This is a genomic window from Shewanella ulleungensis, assembly GCF_014648315.1.
GTDB classification, from domain to species: domain Bacteria; phylum Pseudomonadota; class Gammaproteobacteria; order Enterobacterales; family Shewanellaceae; genus Shewanella; species Shewanella ulleungensis.
Genome location: NZ_BMQW01000008.1, coordinates 173,259 through 199,316 on the forward strand (window position 1 = coordinate 173,259; position 26,058 = coordinate 199,316).

The window sequence follows — 26,058 nt, forward strand, 5'->3', positions numbered from 1 at the left end:
TGCCGCTGATTACAGGGTTAATCTGGGTTGAATAAATTCAATAAATGCCGAGATCCTGCGTGCCACGGTGGATGACTTGTAATACATCGCATTAACTTGCTCGCGATCGGCGACATTAATTTTGTCGTGATTGAGCAAGCTAACTAATCGCCCAGCGGCTAAATCGTCGTTAATCATAAAGCCCGACAAACACGCAATACCATTACCGCTCAATGCCAGTTGGCGCAGCGTTTCACCATTACTGCTACTGATATTCGGCGTAATTTCCTCGCGGCCTTTTACCGGCCATTGGTTAAGCACTTTTGGCTCAGTAAAACCTAACAGCTCATGGTTACTTAGGTCGGCCACTTTTTGCGGCGCGCCTCGGTGGGCAATGTAGGCTGGTGAAGCAACGATGTGTAAGGCGCTTTTACCTAATGGCCTGGCATACAAGGTGGAGTCGTTTAATTTACCAATACGAATCGCCACATCAGTACGTTTTTCAAGTAAATCGACATAACCCTCGTTAGAGGTGAGTTCTAGCGTAATATCTGGATATGCTTGCCTAAAATCGTTCATGAGTGGCACTAACTGATGAAACACAAATGGGCTAGCGGCATCAACACGCAATCGCCCTTGCGGTAATTCACCTCGGCTCACTAGCTCATCTTCTGCCCGTTGTAATTGCAGTAAGCCCGTTCTCACTGACTCAACAAATTGCCTGCCTTCGTCGGTCAGCTCAATACGCCGAGTGGTACGGTTTAATATGGTCACCCCAAGTTGCTGCTCAATTTTACTCACAGCCCGCGACACGCGCGCCACCTGAATATTTAACGTATCCGCCGCCGCAGAAAAGCCGCCACTGTCGACCACAGTTAATAAAATATCAAGATCATCTGAGCGAGTCAGCATACACACCTCGGGTTAACGCACTGCTTAATTACATTCATTTTACACAAATATCATTTGTTAAAGACACTGTTTTTTACAACTAAATTACCGTGAATAATAGCCAGCATTAAGCAACACACATTCATCTTATTGAAATTGAGGAACACATCATGCCGTTAGCCCTACTCGCATTGACGCTAAGCGCCTTTGCCATCGGTACCACCGAATTTGTCATTGTGGGATTACTGCCCACCATGGCTCAAGACCTTAATGTTTCATTACCCTCAGCAGGCTTACTGGTTAGCTTGTATGCTCTAGGTGTTGCCATTGGTGCACCGGTATTAACGGCATTAACAGGTAAATGGAATCGTAAACACGTGTTATTAACCGTTATGGCACTATTTGTTGCAGGTAATGTATTGGCCTGGCAAGCCCCCGGCTATGAAACCTTAATTGTCGCGCGCATAATCACAGGCCTAGCCCATGGCGTGTTTTTCTCTATTGGCTCAACTATTGCGACTGGATTAGTGCCCAAAGAAAAAGCCGCTAGCGCTATAGCAATCATGTTTACTGGTTTAACAGTGGCATTGGTGACAGGCGTGCCATTGGGTACCTATATTGGCCAAACATTTGGTTGGCAAGCCACCTTTTTAACTGTGGCGCTGTTAGGTCTTATTGCACTGATAGGCAGTAGTTTATTGGTGCCAAACAATTTACAGCAACCTGCGGCCACTAAAATATCAGCTCAACTTAACGTGTTAACTCAACCACGCTTATTATTAGTGTATGCCATTACCGCATTGGGCTACGGTGGCACCTTTGTCGCGTTTACTTTTTTAGCGCCCATTTTAGAGCAAGTGTCTGGTTTTGAGTCTCACGCGATTGGTCTAATTATGTTGGTTTACGGCGTGTCGGTGGCTATCGGTAATATTTGGGGCGGTAAAATGGCCGACAAATTAGGCCCAATCAAAGCGCTGAGTATTATCTTTATCGGTTTAGCCGCTATTTTAGTGGTATTTAACTTTACTGCGGTTAACCCTATTGCAGCGGTTATCACCATTTTGGTGTGGGGCGCATTTGCATTTGGTAATGTACCGGGTTTACAAGTTTATGTGGTTAAACTAGCAGAAGAACATACACCTAATGCGGTGGATGTGGCATCTGGCCTTAACATTGCCGCGTTTAATGTGGGCATAGCATTAGGCGCATGGGGCGGCGGAATCATTGTTGAACAAGCTGGCTTAATGCATACCCCATGGGTCGGCGCGGTGATTGTATTATTGGCATTAGCGTTAACACGCTACAGTGGCTCACTAGACAATAAAACCAATAGCGCTGCGGTATCTCGGGCAGCGGCATAAGCTAGAGATCGTTCATTCAAGGGTATAAGTCTATGCCCTTGAGTGCTTCTAACTCAAGCCCCAATCAATGTTAGGCAAGTGTTCAATAAACCACTCAAATCCGCGGCCTTGATGCTCTTTATGCCAGGCAAGATACAAACTCTGGTTAGGTCGTGGAATTGAGCATTGTTTTTCAATCAACTCACCGCTATCAAAGTAACCTTGCACCATGTGCCGCGGTAAAAAACCAATCCCCAAACCTTGGCGCTGGGCAGCTATTTTGGTTTCCATGGTGTTCACTTTAATCACTTGCTTGCTTTTAAACAGACCACTGCTGCGGGTGGGTAACACTTGCGCCGTATCGGCTACCACCACCGAGGCATATTCTGTAAGCTTGTCGGCTTCTAATACACCATCGACAAATGCCAATGGATGATGTGGTGCTACCGCAAATACAAACTCGATCTCACCTATTTTATGGGTTTTAAATACACCTCGAGGTAACTCGCCAGAAGCGCCAATTACAATGTCGGCACGGCGACTGTGCAACGCATCCCAACCACCACCGACAGCTTCAACATCTATCGTAATGTCTACCGAATGTTCGAGCTGGTTAAATTGCTCTATTAACTCAAACAGCGGCGCTTGCGGGATCACCGTATCGCGCGACAACCTAATTTCGGCTTCCCAACCAGACTCTAACTGCTGCACGGAATCAATCAGCCGATTAGTCGCCAGTAAAATCTGACGTCCTTGCTCCAGCACAATTTTGCCTGCTGGAGTCAGTTGTGCTCTTTGCTTTGTGCGGTCAAATAAAGCTGTGCCCATATCGTCTTCAAGTTTTTTGATGGTATAGGTTAATGCTGATGGCACTCGATACAAGGATGACGCCGCAGCAGCAAAACTGCCCTTTCTCTCGATGGCGTCTAATGCGCGAAGAGCATCAATGGTAATGGCATGGTGCATGAATCAATCCTTATTCAAAAAATTTGAACTAACAACTCAGTTTATTCCGATTTTTTATTCAATCAAGTCTCAATATACTTATTATCAATCGCTGAGACAGGCTAAATCAGTCTTTATTAGCCATCATTGAATCATTTAAAAATATTGAGGATACATACCATGAAAGCTCTCATTAAACGCCTAACACACTCTACAGCAGGCTTTAGCACATTAGCATTACGCTTGCCTGTGGGGATTATATTTATGGCCCACGGCGCCCAGAAATTATTTGGCTGGTTTGGCGGTTACGGTCTGGAGGGAACCGGTCAATGGATGGCGTCAATGGGAATGGAGCCTGGTGTGTTAATGGCTTTTCTAGCGGGCAGTGCTGAATTTGTTGGCGGTCTCTTCATTCTACTGGGTTTACTGACTCGCCCAGCCGCTGCTGCACTTGCTTTTACCATGGTGATTGCCATTGCCAGTGTTCACCTAAGCAACGGTTTATTTATGTCTAACAACGGTTATGAGTATGCCTTGGCATTATTAGCGGTAAGCGTGTCACTGGCCTTATCTGGTTCAGGCAAACTGGCCATCGATAACGCGATTACGACTCGATTGACTAAGTAACCCGAGTTGCGATGAATACCAATCAGATTAGAACAAAGATCTGATTGGTATAAACATTTATATTGAGCTTTAGGAGAACATCATGATCACTTTACGTCCTGCAAACGAGCGTGGCACCGCCAACTTTGGTTGGTTAGACAGCAAGCACAGTTTCTCATTTGGCAGTTATTATGACCCACAGCATATGGGCTTTTCCGCCTTGCGAGTGATTAACGATGACACAGTAGCCCCCGGCGCAGGTTTTGCCACTCATGGTCATCGCGACATGGAAATTATTAGCTATGTGCTGCAAGGCTCAATTGCCCATAAAGACAGTGAAGGTAATGTTGAGATATTGCCCGCAGGAGAGTTCCAGCTGATGTCAGCGGGTAGCGGCATTAGCCACAGTGAATACAATGCATCTAAAATCGACCCATTGACCTTTTTACAGATTTGGATCCAGCCTAACACCTTAGGTAATGCACCGGGATATCAGCAAAAAAACTTTGGTCAAGCATTAGGGTTAACCACTATTGCCACGCCAACAGGTGAAAATGGCACCTTGCAGATCAAGCAGAATGCGACCTTGTCACAATTGATTTTAGCACCACATACAGAGCTGACTTACACGATTTCAGCTGGGCGAAAAGTCTATGTACATCAAGTTGCAGGTGGGCTGCAGATCGAATCTGAAATACTCGCGGGCGGTGATGGCGCTAAAATATCTGATCGTCAGACTATTACCTTAAAAAACACTCAAGACGACCAGTCTATTTCATTAATATTTGATTTACCTTAGCGCAAGAAAAATCTGTAGCCTGTGATAATAATATCGCAAGCTACAGTCTATTTATTACGCGTAAAACATCTAAGCTATTACGCATTTAAGTATTTAATTAATAAGTGGGTGGCAAATATTATCGGAGGAATTAACGTGCTTCTGATCTCTCAGCTTTAACGCACTACATACGCCAATAGCGGCCATTAAGCCCATCGCCACTTGCACGCCTATCACTGCGGTAAAACCGTTTTGCCACAGGGTAATAATCTGCTCAGAAAACATCAGCCAATCGGCCGTTAACGTCATTAATAATAGCGCGCTGGTGAGTAATAATAAGCGGCTAATATGACGTTTAATATTGCTAATGTTAATGCTTACTAACATGGTCACTAACAAAGTCACTACAAAGCAGGCAACAAGCCAATCTCCGCGGGCTGTTAAGGTTGCAGGCAGTAGTCTTTCGCATAAAAAGCCAACGGCTGTCGCCACAATAATACCACCACATCCGCCCATAGTTATGGCGCTTGCAATAGCAATGCTTCGCGGCGAAGCGTGACGTTGCGCGCGACGTTTATTAATCCACAACATATTACCTGCAACAATCATCGCGCTGATGGCCATGGCTAAAAGGAAATATAAAATACGTACATCCATACCGGCAAAATCACCAAAATGCAGCGTCACTAACACATCGCGTCCCTGACGAAATACGTTGTATTGTTCGGCATTGACCTTATCGACTACGGCACCATTAGCAATACGATAAGTCACTTCGTCACGTTGGCCGAAACGGGCTGTATCACTGCCGCGCACTTGTACTAGTGCGTTATCGGCGCCGTAATGATGAAAAATAACATTGCGCAATTCAAAATTGTCTTGCTGCCGCGTTTGTTCAATCAACTTAAAAGCATTATCCATCGCCATTGGAGTTTGGCTGCGAGGCTCAACGACTCGCTTAAAGCCTGCATCATTAAACAAAGCCTGTTGATCGCCTTGATAAATAAACATCGCAAACGCCAATTGAAACACAATGGCTAAATTAAGCACTAAACCGCTCAAGGCATACATTAAGGTAAACGGCAGCGTCATGACGCCCACCACAGTATGTAAATCTAATAGATTATCGCGCCGCTGCTTATCAACTCTGTACTGAAAAAAGTGCTTGAACAGTTTACGTGCATGAATAAATACCCCTGAGACCAGGGCAAACAAAAAGACTAATGTAACAATTCCGATGAGATAGCTTCCGCCGGGTAAATGTAGGTTGTAATGCAGTCGATAAATAAATTGCGATAGTAAAAAGTCATCTTTGCCAGCAACGGTTTCACCGGTTTTAGGATCGACCAAAATAGCCAAAGACTGACGACCGTTTTCGGCTAAATCATCAACAATCTCCATATAGAAAATATAATAAGGTACAAGTTCAGTGGGCATGTTAATCCGAAAACGCCCATTTTGATCAACCGGATATTCAGCCTGCTTTTGTTCGACTAAGGTTGCAAGTGGTAAATCTTGTTGACTACTTTGCACTGGGTGATGTGGCGTAATGGCCCACTGTGCGACTTCATCATGGAACAGCGTAATTGCACCTGCCCAAAATACGATAAACAATAATGGCGAAATGATCAGTCCAAGCCAGCTGTGAGCTTCGACGAGGTTTTTAATCACTTTATGTGGGGAGTGAGCGCGAGGATTCATTGAAGACTTCATTAATAAACAGGAATATAAAACAACAACACATTGGCAACGGCAGTTACGGCAAACCATTTACCACATACAATACTGGCGGCTTTAGCGGTATTGCGACTGTAGCAATACGCCATCACCGTAACCCATAAGCAAAAGCCAAGCAGCATGCCAATCAACAGTTTTGTATCTACACCCAACGGCAATAAACGAAACACTAATAACACGAGGCAGACGGCCAGTAATAACCCCCAGACAAAAGCTGCAAGCGACTTTAACCACATTTGATTTTACCTTATTGAATCCTGTGCAACGGGTTATTTAACGCCAACCAACATAATACTGACAAATAAGGCGAAGCCTAATGAACTCACCCACATGCTGCGGCCTTTGAAGTGTGCCGCTAGCAACACCATCATTATCCACATGGTCATCACACAAATAACAACCAACAAGCAAGCCACCAGCAAACTGTAAGTATGGCTAAAGCCCCATACAGCAAATAGCATGGCTGCAAAGCCTAGGCTCCACGCGAGTAGTTTAGGTAATGGTAGGCTAATAAGTTGCTGTTTATCAGACGCCAAATAAGCAAACAAACACCCTAACCATAAAGAAGAAACGCTAATGAGTTCCATATTTAGCTAATCCGCTAATGCAAATGATAATAGTTTACATTATCGTAAATTGATCGGTTAAATACAAGTAGATAATGTCAAAGTGAAAGTAAACATAGAGTAAAGCGTTATAACGCTAGACCAACATCGAATAGCGTAGTGAGACGTTAATGTCGATAATAACCAAATTGATTGAATGTTCAACTAAAGGATAATGCAGCTAACTCCGCAGATTAGGGCAACATGCTAAAAATAAAAAAATCGATTATTAAACAAAGTATTAACATGTTTGCTGCGACCATTAAATGCCATGTATTCTCAGCTAAATATGCTGTATTATTTTAATCTAATAAATGGTTAATATTATAGCTGGACAAAGCGATATGCATTGCTAAGCTTAAATATTAAGCCGAGATTACTACAGGGAATGTGCGATGAGATATTCCCTTCTTTTATATCATTTTCACTTAAAAAATAAGGCAATGTAATATGCTAAAACGCATCGTTTACAGCGTTTCTGGCGCTGCCATTGTAGGACTAGGCTTATTTATTATTTATGCTTGGCAACCCGCGATAGATCCTGTCACCTCTTCAACAATTAATAGCTATTCTCCAGAGGTTATCGCACAAGGTAAAACCTTGGCCGCTGCAGGTTACTGTAGCACTTGTCATACGCCACCAGGCGGTATTGCTTATGCCGGTAACTACGAAATGCATACGGAGTTTGGCACCATTTATTCAAGCAATATCACCCCAGATGTGGAAACCGGTATTGGTAATTGGTCAGAAGAAGCCTTTATGCGTGCAATGCGCACAGGCGTGAGCCGCGATGGCCACCATTTACTGCCAGCCTTTCCTTATGAGCATTTTAATAAAATGACCGACGATGATATTACCGCAATTTATGCCTATATCATGACGTCAGTACCGGCGATAAACCAAGTCAAAAAAGACAATGGTATTCCGTTCCCGCTTAATATCAGCATGCTACAAGCAGGTTGGAAATTGCTCTTTGCCGATACCGACTCATTTCAGCCAAATAGTGCTAAATCTGCAGAGTGGAATCGCGGCGCTTATCTTGCTGAAGGCATCGCCCACTGTGGTGCATGCCATACTCCACGTAATGCATTAGGCGGTGAGCAATATAGTAAAATGTATCAAGGAGCACCAATCGACGGTTGGATAGCACCATCATTAACCTCAACAAGTACCTCACCTATTCCGTGGCGTTCGCAAGACTTTTATGAGTATCTCACCACAGGTAATTCGCCATACCACGGTAGCGCCGCAGGTCCTATGGCACCTGTAATGCACAAAGGTTTATCAGCATTGCCAGACAGCGACATGCAAGCCATCAGTGGCTACTTTGGCGATCTTGCGCGCACTAACGATACAGACGAGCCAGACACGAACACAACCTTACAAGCTGCCATCGCCGCGCAGCATACTCAGCCTAATCACCAAGTCGATGAAGGAGCACGCCTATATGCCACAGCATGCCAAGCCTGTCACTACAGTAGCGACCAGCTCGTAAAAGGCCGACCACTACTGACGATTGGCTCTGCAACACATTTAGATGATCCAACTAACCTTATCAACGTAATACTCGATGGCGTCAGAGCAGATCAAGGGATCAGCGGTATTGTAATGCCCGGTTTTCGAGGTGCATTGAGTGATGAAGACATTAGCGCAATTGCAGCATATTTGCGTCAATCAGCTGGGGAAAACACCTGGCCAAAACTACAACAGAAAGTGGGCGAGATCCGTAATCAACCCCGATTTGAGCACTAATTCACTGGAGAAGTGACCAATGGCAAAATTTATTTTAAACGGCAAACCGATGACTGCCGACGTAGAAAGCGACACCCCGCTACTGTGGGTTATCCGCGATGAACTCGACATGACCGGCACCAAATTTGGTTGTGGCATTGGCACCTGCGGTGCATGTACCGTACATGTGGGTGGCCGTGCAACACGTTCATGCATTACCCCTATATCATCAGTTGAAGGCGCTGAAATTACTACGATTGAAGGCCTATCAGAAAAGGGCGACCACCCTTTGCAAATTTCTTGGCAAAAGCTGCAAGTACCACAGTGTGGCTACTGCCAGTCGGGGCAAATAATGCAAGCCGCTGCATTATTAAAAGACATCCCAGAGCCTACAGATAAAGACATTGATGCCGTAATGGGCGGAAACCTATGTCGCTGTATGACCTACGTGCGTATCCGTAGTGCTATTCATGAAGCCGCAAACTCAATCAAGGAGAGCAACGATGAGCAGACTGCCTAAACGAGGATCGGCTGGCATGACCCGCCGCGGTTTTTTAATTGCCATGACAGCGGTTGGCGTCAGCTTTGGCTTTCCACGCCACTTGATGGCGGCCATGGACCCTGCCAGTCCAGACGGCAAAGTATTACCAACTGAAGGCGATATTTATGAGCCGTCTTTGTGGTACTCAATCGACACCGCAGGCAAAATTAAAGTCAACATTATGCGCTCAGAAATGGGACAACATGTAGGTACAGCTATTGCGCGTATTCTTGCTGATGAGCTTGAAGCCTCGTGGGACGATATTGAAATTATCCACGTAGACAGCGACCCACGTTGGGGTTACATGGTCACGGGTGGTAGTTGGTCTATTTCACAAAGCTGGCCAGTATATCGCCAAGCGGGTGCTGCTGGTCGTACTGCATTAATTGAAGCTGCCGCTAAAAAATGGGGCATTGCCCCTGCTGACTGTAAAGCCAGTAACGGTAAAATCGTATCAAACAAAGGCGAATTGTCGTTTGGCGAATTGGTCAAAATGGGCTTAACCCGTCAATTTACCGAAGAAGAACTCAAGCAACTGCCGCTTAAACCAAACGCAGACCTTAAATTAGTTGGTCAACAAGTAACCTCACTTGATATCGCCAATAAAACTAATGGTAAAACCGTATTTGGTATCGACGCCAAAGTCGATGGCATGGTGTACGCCAACCCAATTTTGCCACCAACTCGTTATGGTTCCAAAGTGGTTAAGTTTGACGACTCTGCAGCCAAAGCCGTTAAAGGTTATCAGCAAACTATCGTGTTAGATGATGCCAGTGGCAGCGTACCAGGTTGGTTAATGGTTATCGCCAGCAGCTTTACCGCCGCACAAAAGGCCTCAAAATTAGTCAAAGTGACCTGGAATGCAGGCGAAACTGCGAATGTGTCTGAAGCCGATATTATTGCCCATGGTAAAAAGTTACTCAGCGACGCCAGTAAAGGCGGCATTTTAGACACAGGTAATGTTGAAACAGAACCTGCTTTTGCCAGTGCAAAAAGCACCATTGCTGAAGAATATATCACTAGCACAGTACTACATGCGCAAATGGAGCCGTTAAATGCCTTGGTATTTAAAAATCCAGATGGTATTTGGGAAGTGCATTCAGGATGTCAATGGCAGTCACTTACTTTGCCTGTACTCGCGACAGCACTAGGTGAAGATGAGGCCAACATTGTTATCCGTAGCTACATGCTAGGTGGTGGTTTTGGCCGCAGACTCAACGGCGACTACACGATTCCTGCTGCACTCACCTCTAAAGCATTAGGTGGTAAGCCAGTCAAAATGGTGATGATGCGTCCGCAAGATATGTTGTTTGACAGTGCGCGCTCTGCGTCAGTGCAGCAGTTAAAAATGGCGTTCAATGATAAAAAAGCCGTTACCGCGATGGAACATCACGCGACTGCAGGTTGGCCAACACAAGTACTCGCGCCAGGCTTTATGCCAAAAGGGGTTAATGGTCAGCCATTTGATCCGTTCTCAATTGCAGGTGCCGACCACTGGTACAGCGTAGGCGCACAAAAAGTACGGGCGGTGTCTAACGATTTAGCCATTGCCACCTTTAGACCAGGCTGGTTGCGTTCAGTGGGGCCGGGTTGGACCGGGTGGGCGGTTGAAAGCTTTATGGACGAGGCCGCGCATCATGCCGGAAAAGATCCACTACAGTTCCGTCTAGACATGTTGATCGCCGAAGGCCGTAACGCAGGCACCACTCCAGTGGCTGCCGGCGGCGCTGCACGTCAAGCTGTCGTACTGAAGAAAGTCGCAGAAATGATTGAATGGGGCAAACCACAAGCTGAAAACACCGGTTTGGGCATTGCCTCTACCTTTGGTCAAGAACGCGATATGCCAACCTGGGTGGCTTGCGCTGTTCAAGTGCATGTAGACAAAGCCCGTGGCAGCATTGATGTACAAAAACTGTATATTGCGATTGATGCTGGGATTATTGTTGACCCTAATGGCGCTGAAGCACAATGTCAGGGCGCAGCATTATGGGGATTATCAATGGCGATTCATGAAGGTACCGAACTACTTAACGGCCAGTATAAAGACTCAAACTTTGATACTTATACACCATTACGTATCGGCCAAACGCCAGAGATAAAGATTGAGTTTATTCCGAGTACTCAGCCACCGTCAGGCTTAGGTGAACCCGCAGTAACACCAGTTGCGCCAGCCATTGCCAACGCAATTTATAATGCGGTGGGTGTGCGTTTACGCAAACTACCAATGAAGCCAGACGAGCTAAAAAGCAAACTCACAAACGCATAATACTTTCATGTGACACTATAAATAAAAAGCCCAGTTACCTAGGTAACTGGGCTTTTTATTTACTCTGTAATCTTCACCCCACAACGTAAAATAGATTCATGGGGTCGCCATTTTTTGCAAAAACTCTAAACGCTGTATTTCTTGCTCATCAGGCTGCCAAGGTTCGTCAGACAATTGCTCAACGGCAAATTCGCCTAAGTCATAACTGGGTTCATTACTGCGACCATAACGTGTTAACTCACCAGGTACAGCGGGTCGACGCTCTAGTACAAAACTCCCAAGAGTAAACTCACCATCTTGCTTAGGCAACACGCCCTTATAAGCTTTGAGATCCATTTCAACCGCGCCCTCAGACAATTTTTTCGATGCGGTTAACAGTGCTACAGGCTGCTGATTTGTCGTGTATAAATTAGCTCTTACTCGATAATAACCTGCTTTCTCTACTGTTATTTTTAGTGGAATGAGCATATCACTCCCTTCAGCTCGTACTTCACCGATACCGGTAATCGTCGCGGTAGGGTAACTATATTCAATCCCAGTGGTTAAGGTCTGCTTTTTACCTTTAGCACTAAATGTCACATTAACTTCCATCGGCCCATCCCACTCCTCAGTGGCATCAAGTTTTACAGTCCACTTTCCATTTTGGTCGGCCATATCTCCTTTAGCTAACACTTCGGTATTGGCAGACAATTCACTTTGAAGAGCGGCACTGACTCCCGTTACAGTTAGGCCATCAACTTCTAATGTGATGATCACAGGCTCAGGAAAACTAAAGCGATATTTAGGCATCACAATACTGGCACTAGCACCACCCTCTAGCATCACAGGTTGCGCCACATACTGATTAGGATTTAAAAGATGCTCATCGTTAACACTTAACGGCACTGAATATGCTGGCAGAGTAAGTTCTTCTGCATACGCATCAGCAAGCAACGAAAAACGCTCGCTCACCGACTCGGGTAAGGTTTCTTTTACCATAACTTGCTTAGACTGCATCGGCTTTACCACTTGAGATTGTTGGGTCGCGACTACAGCTTGCACCGCTGATGTTTCAACCTGAGCCAGCGCAGGTGCTGGCTCAGAGGAGAAATACCAATATCCGGCACATCCACCAAGCAAGGCGACTACATAGACAACTTTTTTATGCTTCATAGATTAGCCCGTACTGAGAGATAATTAATTTGCGGCCTGGTAAACCAATGACGACATACTGGTTTTATTTGAATTACTCACCACTCTATAACGCGAACTAAAAATCCACCAGCCGCGTTTTTCGTCATAGGTTGTAAACTTAATATTGTCGCCATTTAGATAAGCTGAGCTGTTGTTGGCCGTGGTCACTTCGTCTTTAGCGCTACTGCCAATAGTATCGTTATGGCTATAGCCTTCACTCATCAACATTGGGTAGTGGTATGGCATAAACGCACTTGGACCATCGACAGAGGTTAACTTACCGTCAAATGCGACACCACGTGAACAACTGTTATAACTGGTTGCTGAAGCGGCGCCACAGCTTGAATGACTCGCCACAACACCGTCATCTTCGCCCGGTAAAAAAGCCCCAGTAGCGCCTAAAAAGTCCGACCCTGCGCCAGCAAAACGTAATCGTGGCACACGACTATCTGGAAATGAGGCTAACTGACGCGCCGTATTTACCCGTAAATCATTTAACACCCCAATGTTAGATGATGACGGCGTAGCGCCAAGCCATAATGATACTGCGAGTTTGACAGCAGAATTGATTAAACCTGAACCGTTAGCCACATTGACGGCTAAATCAGCTAATTCAACACCGCCACCAGCGCCAGCAAAGTCAAATGTCGCAACAATATTAAGCGGCTGCAAGCCGGCATTTTGTAACCATAAGGCTTGGTTATCAATAATGTATCGAGTCACTAAATCGCCAGTTGAGTGAGTCACAAAGACACAACCATTGGAGCATGTACCGTCGCGCGACATTTGTTGTAATTTAGGCCACACGTACTGGCTGGTAATTTTATTGGCAATGCGTTCTTGCGACGGCCAATCAATACGCTCGTCCGCTCTATCGCGCCAATACTGCGCCCAATAATCGGCACCATTACTCGTCACCTGCCCCCCAGTAGGTTTACTTTGCAAGTTGTCCGGCTGAAAACCATGGATTAGCACCACGGGATAGCCACCAACAGCCGCTTGCGCTGCGCCACTGAATAAGCCAGCTAACAGCAATAAAATCGATTTTTTCATGGGTTGTCCTCATTTTTTATCTGCAACCGCAATACACAGATTGTTATTTTTTGTTTGTATTTTTGTTATCGCATTCATGCATTTTGTTACAACTGAGCACTCAACATAGAGCAGATAAAAAACAATGCAAGCCTAAAAAAGACTAGAATTTACACAGAACAAACCCAATAATCAGCATCTTGTTTGAATTAATTACAATCGACAACGTCAGGATACGTAAGAGCTTCTACCACTCGCGGTAAGTGAGCGTTATCGCCAGTACCAACATTGGCACAGGCGTTTTAAGCTTTTACTCCAACTATTTTTATCATCAGCATTTTTTATTTGGAGGCGGCTTTAAAAAGCTTACAGATTGATTTATATAGCTAATCATTCTGTAAAAATGCCATGAAACTATAAAAAATTTATGCTTATACTAAAATGTTCTTCAAAGCTAACTCACAACGGACTGGTGAAAATGATGGCTGCGGTACCAATAAAACTGAAACAATATTGTCTCTTCATCATCCTAACCACATTGTGTTTATCGAGTGAAATCACGGCCGATACGCTTGAACTCTCAACACTAGAGTGGCCGCCGTTTTCGGGTAGCGAGTTACCTGAACAGGGCATCAATAGCCAAATCATTAGCAAAGCATTGAGTTTCGAGAATCACACACTTGCGATTGCAGTTTTACCTTGGAACCGAGCGGCTCGCAGCGTGACAACAGGCCAAACTATAGGGTATTACCCAACCTACTATAATCCTGCCAATGGATTATTGTTTTCAGACCCAATAGGCGCCAGCCCTATTGTGTTAATAGAACGCAAAAATAATCCGATTATTTGGGACAAGGTGAGCGATTTAAATCAATATGAATTAGGGGTACTCAAAGGCTATATTAATACTGTTGAAGTAGATGAAATGATTGCTAATGGTAGCCAAAAATTTGAAACCGGCATTGATGAAAAACAAAATATCTTAAAGCTAGCCGCTGGCCGAATCGATACCATCATCATGGACGTTAACGTGTATCAATATCTAAAGTCAGATCCACAAGTCGCTAAGGTAACTCATCTTTTGCAAGTTAACCCAAAAGTGCTGCAAGATAAAACCTTACACATCACTTTTAACAATAATCAAGAAGGTAAAAAATGGTGCGACATTATTAATCAAGGTTTAGCGAAATTAGATGTTAACGCCATGCAAAATGCCGTATTACCCCCAACAAAGTAACCATTTATAGACATTGGTTTAGGGCCTGAAATAGTTAGTCTACGCATACTATTTAATTATGATGGGTGATGCGCAAAAGGTTAACGTTGATATTTCATCCACAATTTATAGTAAACCGCATTACATGCAGGGTTGCTGTCCATTTTACCATCTCTATCACAGTCAGATCCTGTTAGCGTCTTCATCACATCACTGCCGTATTGTTCTATGTCATCAGCTTCAGGCGCCACAAACTCGGTCACTTTAGGCGAGTGCTCAATAAAATCGGCTACATTTTGATAAGATAAAAACTCTTCTTTAGAAATAATGTCACTGATATCGCGAATAGGTGATTCAGACGCCGTTACCGACAATGACATCAGCATTAACACGCCACTAAAAAAAATATTCAACACTCTCACACTAATCTCCATCACCTTACCAAAACAAAACCTTTGCTACGCTCCAGCTGACTCAACATTAATCAGCCGATACTGAATATAAATTAACGGCCCCAATCTTCATCTAATATATCTTTTCGCTTAGCTTCATACTCTGCGGTAGTGAGTAAACCATCAAGATAGAGTTGCTCCAAATCTCGTAACCTTATGGCGTAATCATTACCTTTTTTGACGTTTACAGACGGACGATGCTGAACATCTTCGAGCTGTAAATCATGATCAGTCTCTTCATGATGGAGACTTTTATTTGAAAATATAGAGTTTCGGTAAGATTGATAAACTTGAGCGCAAACTCCACCCACCCAAAAAACCATAAACACTTTACCTGCGCCATGCATCTCAGAGAAATCAAATGCCATAAACACAACAAGCAACATACCAATGCTAATAAACAAGCCAACAGTCGAATTGTACTTAGACTCTTTGGTTTTTGATGTTCCGCGCAATCTCATTTAACACTCCAATTAAATGGTCAATCTGTATTTATTGATGTTCAGTTAGATATTGTATGGCTTTTTTATTGCCAGATTCAGCACTTTTTTTAATCCACTGCTCACCAGCAGTTTGTTGTTGATTTGCGATCATATCTTGACCCAAAAGATATTGAGCTTCATTTTGCCCTCGCTCAGCCGCTTTAGTTAACCAACTAATACCAAGATCGCGATCAACAACAACACCTTCACCGTTTAAATAAATTTCACCTAAATTGATCATGGAGACAATGCCACCCCATTCAATAGAAGCCTGATAAAGTGAAATGGCTTTATCAATGTCTTTGGCCACACCATTGCCTAAACGGTACATTTCGCCTAGGTTATTGGCGGCCTGACTTTGATTATTGGCGACCGCCTTCTCATAGTGAAAAAGGGCTTGTTGATAATCTTGATCGACGACTTCACCAAAAAAATATAAGTTGCCAAGAAGCTCATCAATATCGAATTTTTTTAGTTTGGCGAACTCATGATACAGCGCTAACCCCTTATCGATATTTTGGGGCACGCCTTTACCTTGTAAATATAATCGAGCCAGCCGAATGCAAGAGTACGGGGTTGAAAGACTTTGTTGATACCAATAAACGGCTTTTTCAAAATCATGATGTGCAGGGCTTTCTGTTTCATAAATCCAGCCTAAGTAAGAGGCTGCATCTTGACGACCGAGCTCATACGCCTTTTCAAAATATGTAATAGCCTTATCAAAATCAGGCGTTACGGTAGGGCTTTTTGAGTAAATGATGCCGATATAAAAAGCCGCACTCTTGTCATATTCAGTAGACGCTAACAAATAAGTTAACGCTAGCTCATCGTTTTTTTCTGTACCAATCCCAAGGTGATAACTTTTACCTAATTGAAAATATGCAGGCGTAAAACCTAAGTCGGCGGCTTGTTTATAGTATAAAAATGCTTTTTTATCGTCTTGTTCAACACCATTGCCAAGGCGCGACATGGTACCTAAATTAATTAACGCATTGGGATTACCTAATGCCGCGGCTTGGTAAAACAACGGCAGTGCAATTTGTAAATCTCGCTCAACTTTGTCACCGCGTAAATAAATAGCAGCAATATTATTGAGCGCAATGGGATGACCTTGATCGGCTGCCAAAGTATAAAGTTGCAATGCGGTATTAATATCTTGGGTGACATGTTCACCCTTTTCATACATCAAGCCTAAATTGACTTGAGAGTCAGCATCACCTAATTCTGCCGCTTTATGGTAAAGCTCTACCGCTGCTAATTTATTTTCCGCTACATCCCAACCATAATCATATTTTTGAGCCAAATAGCCTACCGCAAGCGGAAAGTTTTGTTCGACTGCAATTGCCAAATACTCATTTCCTAATGCAATATTTTTGGTCGTGCCAACCCCGTTTAAATACTTTAACGCGATATTGTACTGAGCAATTGCAGAGTCACTGTCAGCCGCCAGCTTGTACCATTGAAAAGCCTTTATTTGATCATTTATGTCAAAGTCATACAGGTAAGCCAACCCCAAGTAACAAGAAACTTGTTTTGACTCGGCTCCCGCAAGAAAGTAACGCTCAGCTTTGTGTAAATCTTGATAATCGGGTTCATCTAAATACAGATAACCTAACTCACAATTTGCCATAGCAAACTGCAGATTGATCGATTTTTTATAATAAGAAATGGCAGTATCGGGATTCTTTTCGACAAACTCACCCATACGGTAGAACGAGGCTAAATTAACCAACGCTTGCGGGTCATTTTGCTGTGCCGCTTTATTATACCAATCTAAAGCGAGTGCATTGTCTTCGCTCACACCTAAGACACCAATGTCATAAATCAACCCCAGTTCTCCCTGAGCCCTTGGGTGCCCTTGCTTGGCTAATTGTTGATACAGCGCTAATGCTTTTTCAGGTTGGTCATCTTTGTAGTATGACTGTGCTAACAGTATTTGTTCGTCACCATATTGAAGTTCAGCCGGAGTCATAGCCGGACTATTATTGGTCGATGTAGAAGCGCAAGAGATGAGCGAGCCAATACTCATAAGGATGAGAAGTAAGCGATACATGTTATTCCTTTAACGATTATTTAACCTTTGGCGTATCATAACGTTTAATATATAAAAATACAGTGGAGATAAGTCATTCGTCGCAATACTTTAAAGATACCTTTTCAATGACTTTACTTGAGCTTATCTTTGTAGCTGCATTATTTCTTATCCAGAAAAAAAACATTAACTTAGCTCGACATCACCGACGACACGTTTAACCCGCTCATGTATTTCATTGGTGGGTTTTTCATGACTTTTTTGAACATGGTAATAAAGGCGCTGACTGACTCATAACCTAATAATTCAGAGACTTGTTGGACACTTTTCTTGTTTGATAACGCTTGCAATGCGGTAATAATATCAATTTGTGTACGCCACTTGCCAAATGTCATGCCGGTTTCTTTTTTGATTAAACGCGCTAATGTGCGTTCAGTTAATGCAAACTCATCGGCCCATTGCGGCAAGGTTTTCCTGGCACTCGGCTGACTTATCAATTGCTGGCTCATAGCCTGAATCACAACGTTTTTCGACAACACTACATCTAAATACTGAATAGGCATGTCACTCAACTGGTCAAATAGCACTTGAGCCAAACGCGCGGTTTTACTGGCTAGGTCATAGTGCTGATCATACGCTGCCAGCTTACACATTAGCTCTTTAACTAAGGGCGTAATCGCCAAGGTGCAAGTATGTTGCGGCATGCCTTGCATATTGCTATTAATAAACACATGACACAATTGTGCATGATCTGAGGCGCGATTACTGTGTAGTTTATTTGCCGGGATCCAGATAGCGCTATGGGTTGGGACCATCCACATTTTTGCCGATACTTCACATGTCACGTAACCGTGCAAAGCAAAAATTAACTGACCTTTAGGGTGAGTGTGTAACGGGATTTCATGGCTGGCACAAGCTTGTTCAATTTTAGCGATGACAGGTTGCGGCATCGATTCAAAGTTGCTGATCTCGTCCCACCCTACTGGCTTAAACATAGACTTGTCTGTTTTAAGATATTTAATGTCACTATATCTAAATTATATCGCCTGGCAAATCTTTATACTGTCGAGCATTATTAAGTGAAATCTAAAGCAGCAAATGACATTACCAATCCATAATAAACCGCAATCGCGCTTCTCTGGTGTATTACTCGTGATGGGTATCTTACTGATTGCAGCTAATTTACGCGCGCCTTTTACCGGCATTGCACCTGTGTTAGATCAAATTATTAATCACTTTAATTTAAGTGGTTCACAGGCTGGATTTATTACCACATTACCGCTTATCGCCTTTGCGATTATCTCACCAATGGCAGCAATGTTTGCCAGAAGGCAAGGCTTAGAACATGCCTTGTTTGCTGCATTAATACTGATTTTATTAGGTATTTTGACGAGGTTTATCGACTCATCAACCATGTTATATGTGGGTACTACCGTTATCGGGATCGGTATTGCCATTGCAAACGTGCTGTTGCCCAGTTTAATCAAACGGGATTTCGCCACAAAAGTAGCATTGATGACCTCCGCTTATGTCCTCACTATGGGCATGGCATCCGGTGGGTTTTCTGCTTTGGTATTTCCGCTAAGTCAGTTTAATGGCTTGGGTTGGCAATTGGCATTGGGCTCGTCGGCAATGTTAACGGTAGCGGGTTTGATTGTGTGGACAGCACAATTAGGCAAGCACACTAAACCCGCGAGCATGTCGCAATTTACTCCATCGTCAAAAAGTGTATGGCGTTACTTACTCGCGTGGCAAGTGACCTTGTTGCTCGGCTTAAACTCATTTTTGACTTATATCATCATAACCTGGCTGCCAAGCATATTAACTGATACGGGCCACTCAGCAGTTGAAGCTGGGGCATATCATGGCGCATTTCAAATCTCGACCGCACTGCCCGGCTTAGTATTGATACCGCTACTGGCTAAGTTAAAAGATCAAAGTGCGCTGAGCTTTATATTGGGATTGCTCAGTGCTGGCAGTGCAATCGGACTGTTATACATGCCTAACTTGGCTTTTTTCTGGACGATAATGTTAGGATTTTGCTCTGGAGGCTGTTTTATCTTAGGGCTATCATTTATTAGTTTACGCACAGATGACCCGTACCAAGCGGCATCGCTTTCTGGTATGTCACAAAGTGTCGGTTATTTATTAGCGGCGATAGGCCCTATGATGGCAGGTGCGCTACATACTTCAACAGGCAGCTGGGAAGCACCACTATGGTTATGCATTATTGCTGCGCTATTGTGTGCATTATGCGGCTTCGGTGGCGGCAGAAACACCACTCTGAATAAGTCTGCCGAGGCGTAATTTATGGTGATGAGGTGATAAGAACAAACAGCTTACTCATCAACATAGTGAGCAGAGGCAACTCATTTTAAGATGACTTGCTTAACTGCAAGTCTAACTTAGTCGTAAACCCAATTCAGTTTGCTTTTTCTTACTCAGAGCAGAAGCGACAATACGGTAGGATTCAGCTAAATAATAGGTTAATTCTTCGTCTAATCTCCCAGATGTTTCAATTTGTTGAATCCACTTCATTCCACGGCTGGCAAAGTAAGGCGCGGGATGATACCCATCATTATTTTTTAAAAACTCAAAATTGAGCGGTGAGGTTTTGAATGTAAATGCCGGATCGCCATTTTTAGTTGTGAAACCAATCGCAAATACCTTACCGGCCACTTTCCAAACATGCGAACAGCCCCATTGCATAACATAAGTTGATGCAGGTAAAGCTTCACAAAATTGATTAAATTCACTGTGCTTCAAAAATTCATCACCGTTTATCATGCTAGCAAAACAAAGATCTCGCTTTATGATCAGAGCCTTGGGCGCATAGCCAATAAACAAACACCAATGAAGTGGTAATTAATGCATTCATCAGATTTAACGATAGACTGCGCTTTCCAACCATGCTCAACATCATGCAATCAATACGTTGAGTTAGGCGTGCTTTCAGGATTAATGTCGCCGTAAACCTCTTCTGGATCGATATCATTTATCAATAACATCTCCCTAACGGTCTCAATGTGATCTAATGTTTTTTGGTAATTATCACCATATTCGTATTTAGTCACTTCAATTGCTTTTGGCATATAGGTAAACGCAATTTTCAATGCCTGTAATGCTGACTCACTCATTTTGTCACTCATGTTGCACTCCTTATTTTATGGCTTCATATATCGCTAGGTGCAGTAATCAAAAATACCGTGTAAGACTGAGTTTAATACCATTATTGAATAGCTAATTTGCATATTGCGAAACGATGTTTAACCAGGTTTTTTCTATTTCAGGCAGTAACTTCTTAAAGGCCGACGCCTCAGTTGTCACTCGCATATCATCTACCGCATCTGAGGTACTCCACACACTAGCGCTGCTACTTTCTTTGGTGGTGGCTTCGGCCAAACCATATAAATACTCGGTTCGAACATCAAAAAATGCTGCTGATACCGTGGTGGTCACCGACACTTGTTTGTTTTTCAAAAAACCGAGTGAGATAACATTCAGCGGAGCAAATTTCTGCTCACCAGCATGGAAGGAAGTATCGAAGGTGTAGATAAGAAGAATATCAGCTTTGAGCCGAGCGGCAGCTTCACGCAAAGCGCTAATGGAATCGAGGTTTGTAGGTAAAAGAATTCGGTTTAATGGTGCTAAACCAGCAAGATTCGGCATTTTAGCCAACCGATTAAAATCTTCATCGGACTCGACTTCTCGGGTCGTCACTACGCTATACCGCCCAGTGCCAAAACTGCTTAGGGCATAGGATTGATAAGCCGGCGCCTGTATTCTGGCGACGGCGATATTGGCAGGAAAGACGGCTGCAGGCTCTTTTGACATTAATTCATGAATATTGGTATCGGACAATTCACTAAACTGAACACCGCCGCCTGGCGTGGTGTAAGAAGCGCACCCGCTCAATATCACTATAATGCCTAACATAATTATTTTAATAGACTGCATTATGACTCCAGTGTTGATAATTTATGCCCAATCCTAAGCGAAATGCATAGATAACAAGTCCTTGAATTATCTTTTAACTGCACATCGAAATTGAACGAGAAATACAATATAGAGGTTATATCAAAAAATCCAGTAAACCTCTGAGCAGGTTTATTATTTGATTATTAACAAGCGGCGCGATCATTTAAACATAGCTCACTAATTATACAGATATAAGTTTACCTCAACCAAATATTTACTTTGATAATCAAACAACATAGAATCGAGAATTATTTGATAATCAAACTAAGATGTTATGAACAATATTGCCGCTAAGTATACCCACCACCACAATTTTGCATCCGTTAACGAGCAAAATGTAAAACGTACCTGGTATGTACTTATCATCACTGTCATCACTATGGCTGTTGAGGTGGTCGCTGGCACCCTATATGGTTCGATGGCGCTGCTCGCTGATGGCTGGCATATGGGCACTCATGCCGCGGCTTTTTGTATCACACTCTTCACCTATAGCTATGCCAGAAAACATGCGCAAAGCGATAAATTCTCTTTTGGCGTGGGCAAAGTGGGCGTACTTGGCGGGTATACCAGCGCTATCGCGTTAGGGATTGTTGCCATCATCATGTTAGCCGAATCGTTACATCGCTTGTTGTCACCCGTTGACATCCAGTTTAATCAATCGATTTTGGTGGCGGTTATCGGGCTTGTCGTCAACATTGCCAGTATGTTTATTCTAGGTCACGACCATCATGGACACGACCACAGTCATGATCATAGTCATAATAGCCACGCGAATCATCATGCACATAATCACGATAACCATGAGCATCATGAACATCATGAACACGAACACGAACACCATGAACATCACGAACACGAACACGAACACGAACATCATAATGGCCACGATCATAATCTCAAGGCGGCTTATTTCCATGTATTAGCAGACGCATTAACCTCTGTGTTAGCTATTTGTGCACTGTTAGTCGGTAAATATCTTGGCTGGTATTGGTTAGATCCAATGATGGGAATAGTCGGTGCAGTTATTATTACTAAATGGGCGTTAGGCTTGATGAAACAAACCAGCCCTATTTTGTTAGATGAAAACATCGACAAAGCATATCAGGCAGAAATTGTTAACACGATTGAAGATGAAAACACTCAAGTGACTGACATCCATATCTGGAAAATCAGTGCCGACCACTATTCTGCTTCAATTGCAGTGTGTACCTCAACAGAGGCTAATGCGGAATCAATTAAACACGCTTTACATAAGTTTGATAAGCTAAGCCACTTTACTATTGAAGTGAATCGCTGCTGAGGCCCTTTATGCATTCTTTGAATAACTTAATTATCGAGTTTTACGACAAATTATCTTCATGGGAGCAATCTGTCGTCAAAGATACCGGTTATTCATTGGCGCAGGTACACACAATAGAAGTGTTAGGCTCTCATGGGCCCATGAGAATGAAAGAATTAGCCGACAGGCTTGGTATTACCACCGGCACATTAACGGTACAAATTGAGAAATTAGTCAATTTGGGCTTAGTGAATCGCGCGGCACACGAAGACGATAGGCGTTCAATATTAGTCGGACTCACTAGCGAAGGCACTAAGCTTCATGCACATCATAATCGTATGCACATAGAGCTGACAAAAGACATTACTCGTAATCTAGATCAACATTCTATCGACGTACTGAAAACCTGTTTTGAAAAAATGAACCGAGAGTTTTAACCCTGCCACAGGCATAACAGCTATGCCTGTGCTGATAAACACCAGCACAACAAACAACTTTATATTCAAATATTTAAATTTTATATAACGTTTAAATATGGATGTATTACCCCTTACTAGCTTTACCCTTTTTCAATGCTTAACAATGGATCAATAATGCGTTGCCAATCTGCCAACCTTGATTGGTGATTAATAGGCACATTACCGCCATTATTGATAAAAACAGTTGGGGTTGCCCATACCGATTTTGTCGCGGCATAGCGAATCGGGGTTCTGGCTAAAGTGTAAATGTCACCGTCATTCATTCTACTGAGAAATTGTTGACGATTTAAACTCATACATTCTTCGGCCTTATCAGCAATAAGCTGTTGTAAATCGTGGTGAGTTTTATGCATAAATGCTGCATTGTAAAACTCATCCTGTCGTTCATATAAATAGGTGGCAAAGCTGTAAAATCTATCTGCATCACCATCCGCTAACGCAAATAGTCCCAGGCTCATGTCCCAAGCTTGTCGATGATTACTTAACGTTATTAAATGAACTTTAAGGCTAACCGCTCTGTTTTCGTAGTGTTTTATCACGCTAAGCAACGTCGGCCACATAGCACGCGAATGGGGGCATTGGAGATCCACAAAAGCATCTATCGTAATTTCAGCCGCTTTATCGCCGCGTAGTACGCCGCTTGGGCGCAAAGGTATTGGTGTTGTCATAATGGTTTAATCCTACTATCAATTAAGGTTAATGATGTTGGCTGACACATATTGTCACTACAACCGTCACTTAGGGAGAGACAAGACAACCCTCGTCAGTCAACAAGAATTCAACAAGAATAAACAATCAATGTTATCTCACTAGATCAACCCCCTCTAACGCCAGAGATACAACTAAAAGCTCATCGCAATGTATGGGTGCTGTGTACAGACGTGTCGCTGGAAGTAAAGCCTGACATAGGCAGCCTCAAGTTTTCAATAGCTTAGCTAACAGATATAACCAGAGCCTGACAAATTGAAACAACGCTTGATGGCTATAATGATGAATTGTCATTCTATTACAACTGAAAGTAGACCTTTTGCAGACTCATTTTTGGACAACATAAAGCTAGGGTTCAAGCTTTATAGCTGACTGTAGGCATTAGGGAATCTATAGCTCTCGGATATACGGTAACGCCCGCATTTGCGGCTGGTTTGGAGCGCAGCGGAAAACCAGTCCGACTACATGCGCTTGTTTAAGCATTTGACACTTGCTCCAATATTGATGGAGGGCATGCGCTATTTTTGTATAAAAAAGACCACTCTTGAGATGAGCCAAGCCCCATACTACCTGAAATGCAAAGGTAAGAATTAACTGAGGTGTTTAGTGAGAGGCACAACTCTTCAACTACCTCTCTGTTTGGGCCGCTTATAGAAAATGACGAGTGTTCCCAGCGAGGGTCGTTATGAATTTCAATTGTTACTTCAATTTTTGTATTGCGATTTTTGAGGAATGTGTAATTTGTCAGATCAGTACAGTCTTTAATTAAAGCACTAAGCTCGTTTACACCACCTTTAAACTTTTTAGGTGGATCGTTCTTTCCAGCATTCGATATCTCGAAATCAGGCCGAACAAAGGCAGAAGCAATAAGATCAATCGCCTCTTCTTTAGGAGTTTCAAAATAGTTGTACGCTACATATTCCATATTTTTGATGCTTAACGAGACTGTAGAATAACTCTAACAGTCAAATTCAATTAAAAAATGAGCTCCTCAAATCAATCCTAAGCGCTTTTAAGACACTAGGTAATGCATTTGGAACCCTAAAAAATGGCTACTTTTGAATAAAAAGAGAAATTCTACAGCCTCAACGCCCGCTTAAGCCAACTGTTGGCGTTCCGTTTATAGCGCTTTTTAAATGCTATTTCAATTAGAGAAAATGGTTTTACTAAATGCTACTTTTCCAACTCTAATTTGTTCATCACCAACCATACTTATAAGATTGTTGACTAATTTAATAGCTTGCTCAATTTCAGTATGCTCATACGGGTAAAATGGATTGCTCCCACAAGGCAAGGGAGAGTCCCCATAGTGCTGGTAATTTCTCGATTTCCCATCTGAATGTGCAATTGATGTATCCCGTTTTTCTATTATTCTTTTATGGAACTTTTCCAACACCGTATCTTGCTTTTTTATCATTGTTTGCCGAAATTGCCCAAAATCATTACTAACACTTTCTTTAAATGAACGATCGACAGTATTGGATGTTGTAAATACACGACCATAAGATACTACGAATGAAACAAATAATGATTCGTAAATCGTTCTTTCATTCGTAAATGCTTTTCCAATTGGAAGTTTCAACATCATTTCACAATAACGACGGCACCTAAGCAAGTCATCTAGAGCCATTGTAATTCTATCGTGATAATACTGTGACTGGTTCATATTCACCTTGGCATTTAACGCTTACATAAGCGGAAAATTATAGTTGGCTAAAATTTTTGAGGAACGAAAAAAGCCAACTGTAAATTTTCCGTTTAATGTTCTTGTTATATTACGTTGCCGCTACACGACAACAATTGCACTT

At 43.0% G+C, this 26,058-nt stretch carries 27 protein-coding genes; 10 read left to right on the top strand and 17 right to left on the bottom strand.

Going from position 1 to position 26,058, the window contains the following annotated elements; all coding sequences use genetic code 11:
• Positions 1 to 9: 9 nt before the first annotated feature.
• On the bottom strand, positions 10 to 891 hold the full coding sequence (locus IEY40_RS15415; RefSeq protein ID WP_188957698.1) for a LysR family transcriptional regulator: 882 nt from the start codon (positions 889 to 891) through the stop codon (positions 10 to 12).
• Between the two features lie 149 nt (positions 892 to 1,040).
• On the opposite strand from IEY40_RS15415, the gene IEY40_RS15420 reads away from it, so the two are divergent.
• Positions 1,041 to 2,231, top strand: a complete 1,191-nt coding sequence (locus tag IEY40_RS15420) for an MFS transporter (protein ID WP_188957700.1) — start codon at positions 1,041 to 1,043, stop codon at positions 2,229 to 2,231.
• Between the two features lie 48 nt (positions 2,232 to 2,279).
• Here the strand turns inward: IEY40_RS15420 and IEY40_RS15425 are convergent, their stop codons facing one another.
• Positions 2,280 to 3,176, bottom strand: coding sequence for a LysR family transcriptional regulator (locus IEY40_RS15425; protein ID WP_188957701.1), 897 nt, complete (start codon positions 3,174 to 3,176; stop codon positions 2,280 to 2,282).
• A 159-nt stretch (positions 3,177 to 3,335) separates the two neighbouring features.
• On the opposite strand from IEY40_RS15425, the gene IEY40_RS15430 reads away from it, so the two are divergent.
• Together IEY40_RS15430 and IEY40_RS15435 are read left to right on the top strand one after the other, a co-directional pair.
• Positions 3,336 to 3,782: a DoxX family protein gene (locus IEY40_RS15430; RefSeq protein WP_188957703.1), complete on the top strand. Its 447-nt coding sequence runs from the start codon at positions 3,336 to 3,338 to the stop codon at positions 3,780 to 3,782.
• An 82-nt stretch (positions 3,783 to 3,864) separates the two neighbouring features.
• The gene (locus IEY40_RS15435; protein ID WP_188957704.1) at positions 3,865 to 4,560 is read left to right on the top strand and encodes a pirin family protein; all 696 of its coding nucleotides are present in this window, start codon (positions 3,865 to 3,867) and stop codon (positions 4,558 to 4,560) included.
• Positions 4,561 to 4,653: 93 nt separating this feature from the next.
• Here IEY40_RS15435 and IEY40_RS15440 read toward each other — a convergent pair whose 3' ends face one another.
• From IEY40_RS15440 to IEY40_RS15450, 3 genes are read right to left on the bottom strand one after another with little or no spacing between them, the layout of a single operon-like run.
• The gene (locus IEY40_RS15440) at positions 4,654 to 6,240 is read right to left on the bottom strand and encodes a PepSY-associated TM helix domain-containing protein (protein ID WP_188957705.1); all 1,587 of its coding nucleotides are present in this window, start codon (positions 6,238 to 6,240) and stop codon (positions 4,654 to 4,656) included.
• An 11-nt stretch (positions 6,241 to 6,251) separates the two neighbouring features.
• Positions 6,252 to 6,512, bottom strand: coding sequence for a hypothetical protein (locus tag IEY40_RS15445; RefSeq protein ID WP_188957706.1), 261 nt, complete (start codon positions 6,510 to 6,512; stop codon positions 6,252 to 6,254).
• A gap of 33 nt (positions 6,513 to 6,545) precedes the next feature.
• On the bottom strand, positions 6,546 to 6,863 hold the full coding sequence (locus tag IEY40_RS15450) for a hypothetical protein (protein ID WP_188957707.1): 318 nt from the start codon (positions 6,861 to 6,863) through the stop codon (positions 6,546 to 6,548).
• Positions 6,864 to 7,331: 468 nt separating this feature from the next.
• Here IEY40_RS15450 and IEY40_RS15455 point away from each other — a divergent pair, with 468 nt between their 5' ends.
• The 3 genes from IEY40_RS15455 to IEY40_RS15465 are packed head-to-tail and all read left to right on the top strand — an operon-like array spanning position 7,332 to position 11,419.
• On the top strand, positions 7,332 to 8,633 hold the full coding sequence (locus IEY40_RS15455; protein WP_188957709.1) for a cytochrome c: 1,302 nt from the start codon (positions 7,332 to 7,334) through the stop codon (positions 8,631 to 8,633).
• Between the two features lie 19 nt (positions 8,634 to 8,652).
• Positions 8,653 to 9,132 carry a (2Fe-2S)-binding protein gene (locus tag IEY40_RS15460; RefSeq protein WP_188957711.1) on the top strand — a complete coding sequence of 160 codons (480 nt, stop codon included), beginning with the start codon at positions 8,653 to 8,655 and terminating at the stop codon, positions 9,130 to 9,132.
• Positions 9,116 to 11,419 (top strand): xanthine dehydrogenase family protein molybdopterin-binding subunit, encoded by a 2,304-nt coding sequence (locus IEY40_RS15465; protein WP_188957713.1) that lies wholly within the window; start codon positions 9,116 to 9,118, stop codon positions 11,417 to 11,419. The genes IEY40_RS15460 and IEY40_RS15465 overlap by 17 nt, the downstream gene beginning before the upstream one ends.
• Positions 11,420 to 11,515: 96 nt before the next feature.
• Here the strand turns inward: IEY40_RS15465 and IEY40_RS15470 are convergent, their stop codons facing one another.
• Positions 11,516 to 12,571 carry a hypothetical protein gene (locus IEY40_RS15470; protein WP_188957715.1) on the bottom strand — a complete coding sequence of 352 codons (1,056 nt, stop codon included), beginning with the start codon at positions 12,569 to 12,571 and terminating at the stop codon, positions 11,516 to 11,518.
• A 24-nt stretch (positions 12,572 to 12,595) separates the two neighbouring features.
• Positions 12,596 to 13,645, bottom strand: a complete 1,050-nt coding sequence (locus tag IEY40_RS15475) for a hypothetical protein (protein WP_188957716.1) — start codon at positions 13,643 to 13,645, stop codon at positions 12,596 to 12,598.
• A gap of 457 nt (positions 13,646 to 14,102) precedes the next feature.
• On the opposite strand from IEY40_RS15475, the gene IEY40_RS15480 reads away from it, so the two are divergent.
• The gene (locus tag IEY40_RS15480) at positions 14,103 to 14,861 is read left to right on the top strand and encodes a substrate-binding periplasmic protein (RefSeq protein ID WP_188957717.1); all 759 of its coding nucleotides are present in this window, start codon (positions 14,103 to 14,105) and stop codon (positions 14,859 to 14,861) included.
• 80 nt (positions 14,862 to 14,941) lie between these two features.
• On the opposite strand, the gene IEY40_RS15485 is transcribed toward IEY40_RS15480, so the two are convergent.
• The 4 genes from IEY40_RS15485 to IEY40_RS15500 form a co-directional block, all read right to left on the bottom strand.
• Positions 14,942 to 15,262: a hypothetical protein gene (locus tag IEY40_RS15485; protein WP_188957718.1), complete on the bottom strand. Its 321-nt coding sequence runs from the start codon at positions 15,260 to 15,262 to the stop codon at positions 14,942 to 14,944.
• 83 nt (positions 15,263 to 15,345) lie between these two features.
• Positions 15,346 to 15,753: an SHOCT domain-containing protein gene (locus tag IEY40_RS15490; RefSeq protein WP_188957720.1), complete on the bottom strand. Its 408-nt coding sequence runs from the start codon at positions 15,751 to 15,753 to the stop codon at positions 15,346 to 15,348.
• Between the two features lie 31 nt (positions 15,754 to 15,784).
• The gene (locus tag IEY40_RS15495; RefSeq protein ID WP_188957722.1) at positions 15,785 to 17,827 is read right to left on the bottom strand and encodes an SEL1-like repeat protein; all 2,043 of its coding nucleotides are present in this window, start codon (positions 17,825 to 17,827) and stop codon (positions 15,785 to 15,787) included.
• A gap of 170 nt (positions 17,828 to 17,997) precedes the next feature.
• Positions 17,998 to 18,801, bottom strand: coding sequence for an AraC family transcriptional regulator (locus IEY40_RS15500; protein ID WP_188957724.1), 804 nt, complete (start codon positions 18,799 to 18,801; stop codon positions 17,998 to 18,000).
• 103 nt (positions 18,802 to 18,904) lie between these two features.
• On the opposite strand from IEY40_RS15500, the gene IEY40_RS15505 reads away from it, so the two are divergent.
• Positions 18,905 to 20,113, top strand: coding sequence for an MFS transporter (locus tag IEY40_RS15505; RefSeq protein ID WP_188957726.1), 1,209 nt, complete (start codon positions 18,905 to 18,907; stop codon positions 20,111 to 20,113).
• Positions 20,114 to 20,206: 93 nt separating this feature from the next.
• On the opposite strand, the gene IEY40_RS15510 is transcribed toward IEY40_RS15505, so the two are convergent.
• From IEY40_RS15510 to IEY40_RS15520, 3 genes are all read right to left on the bottom strand, one after another.
• A complete protein-coding gene (locus IEY40_RS15510; protein ID WP_188957728.1) occupies positions 20,207 to 20,572 on the bottom strand; it encodes an MmcQ/YjbR family DNA-binding protein in 366 nt (121 codons plus the stop codon).
• A gap of 161 nt (positions 20,573 to 20,733) precedes the next feature.
• Positions 20,734 to 20,955: a penicillin-binding protein gene (locus IEY40_RS15515; protein WP_188957730.1), complete on the bottom strand. Its 222-nt coding sequence runs from the start codon at positions 20,953 to 20,955 to the stop codon at positions 20,734 to 20,736.
• Positions 20,956 to 21,046: 91 nt separating this feature from the next.
• Entirely contained in the window at positions 21,047 to 21,763 is a 717-nt protein-coding gene (locus IEY40_RS15520; RefSeq protein WP_188957732.1) for a hypothetical protein, read from the bottom strand.
• Between the two features lie 295 nt (positions 21,764 to 22,058).
• Here IEY40_RS15520 and IEY40_RS15525 point away from each other — a divergent pair, with 295 nt between their 5' ends.
• The gene (locus tag IEY40_RS15525; RefSeq protein ID WP_188957734.1) at positions 22,059 to 23,084 is read left to right on the top strand and encodes a cation diffusion facilitator family transporter; all 1,026 of its coding nucleotides are present in this window, start codon (positions 22,059 to 22,061) and stop codon (positions 23,082 to 23,084) included.
• A gap of 8 nt (positions 23,085 to 23,092) precedes the next feature.
• On the top strand, positions 23,093 to 23,500 hold the full coding sequence (locus IEY40_RS15530; RefSeq protein ID WP_188957736.1) for a MarR family winged helix-turn-helix transcriptional regulator: 408 nt from the start codon (positions 23,093 to 23,095) through the stop codon (positions 23,498 to 23,500).
• 122 nt (positions 23,501 to 23,622) lie between these two features.
• Here the strand turns inward: IEY40_RS15530 and IEY40_RS15535 are convergent, their stop codons facing one another.
• The 3 genes from IEY40_RS15535 to IEY40_RS15545 all read right to left on the bottom strand — a co-directional run bounded on the left by IEY40_RS15535 (position 23,623) and on the right by IEY40_RS15545 (position 25,880).
• Entirely contained in the window at positions 23,623 to 24,210 is a 588-nt protein-coding gene (locus IEY40_RS15535; RefSeq protein ID WP_188957738.1) for a DsbA family protein, read from the bottom strand.
• A gap of 515 nt (positions 24,211 to 24,725) precedes the next feature.
• The gene (locus IEY40_RS15540; protein WP_188957740.1) at positions 24,726 to 25,175 is read right to left on the bottom strand and encodes a hypothetical protein; all 450 of its coding nucleotides are present in this window, start codon (positions 25,173 to 25,175) and stop codon (positions 24,726 to 24,728) included.
• Between the two features lie 219 nt (positions 25,176 to 25,394).
• On the bottom strand, positions 25,395 to 25,880 hold the full coding sequence (locus tag IEY40_RS15545) for a hypothetical protein (RefSeq protein ID WP_188957742.1): 486 nt from the start codon (positions 25,878 to 25,880) through the stop codon (positions 25,395 to 25,397).
• Between the last annotated feature and the right edge of the window lie 178 nt (positions 25,881 to 26,058).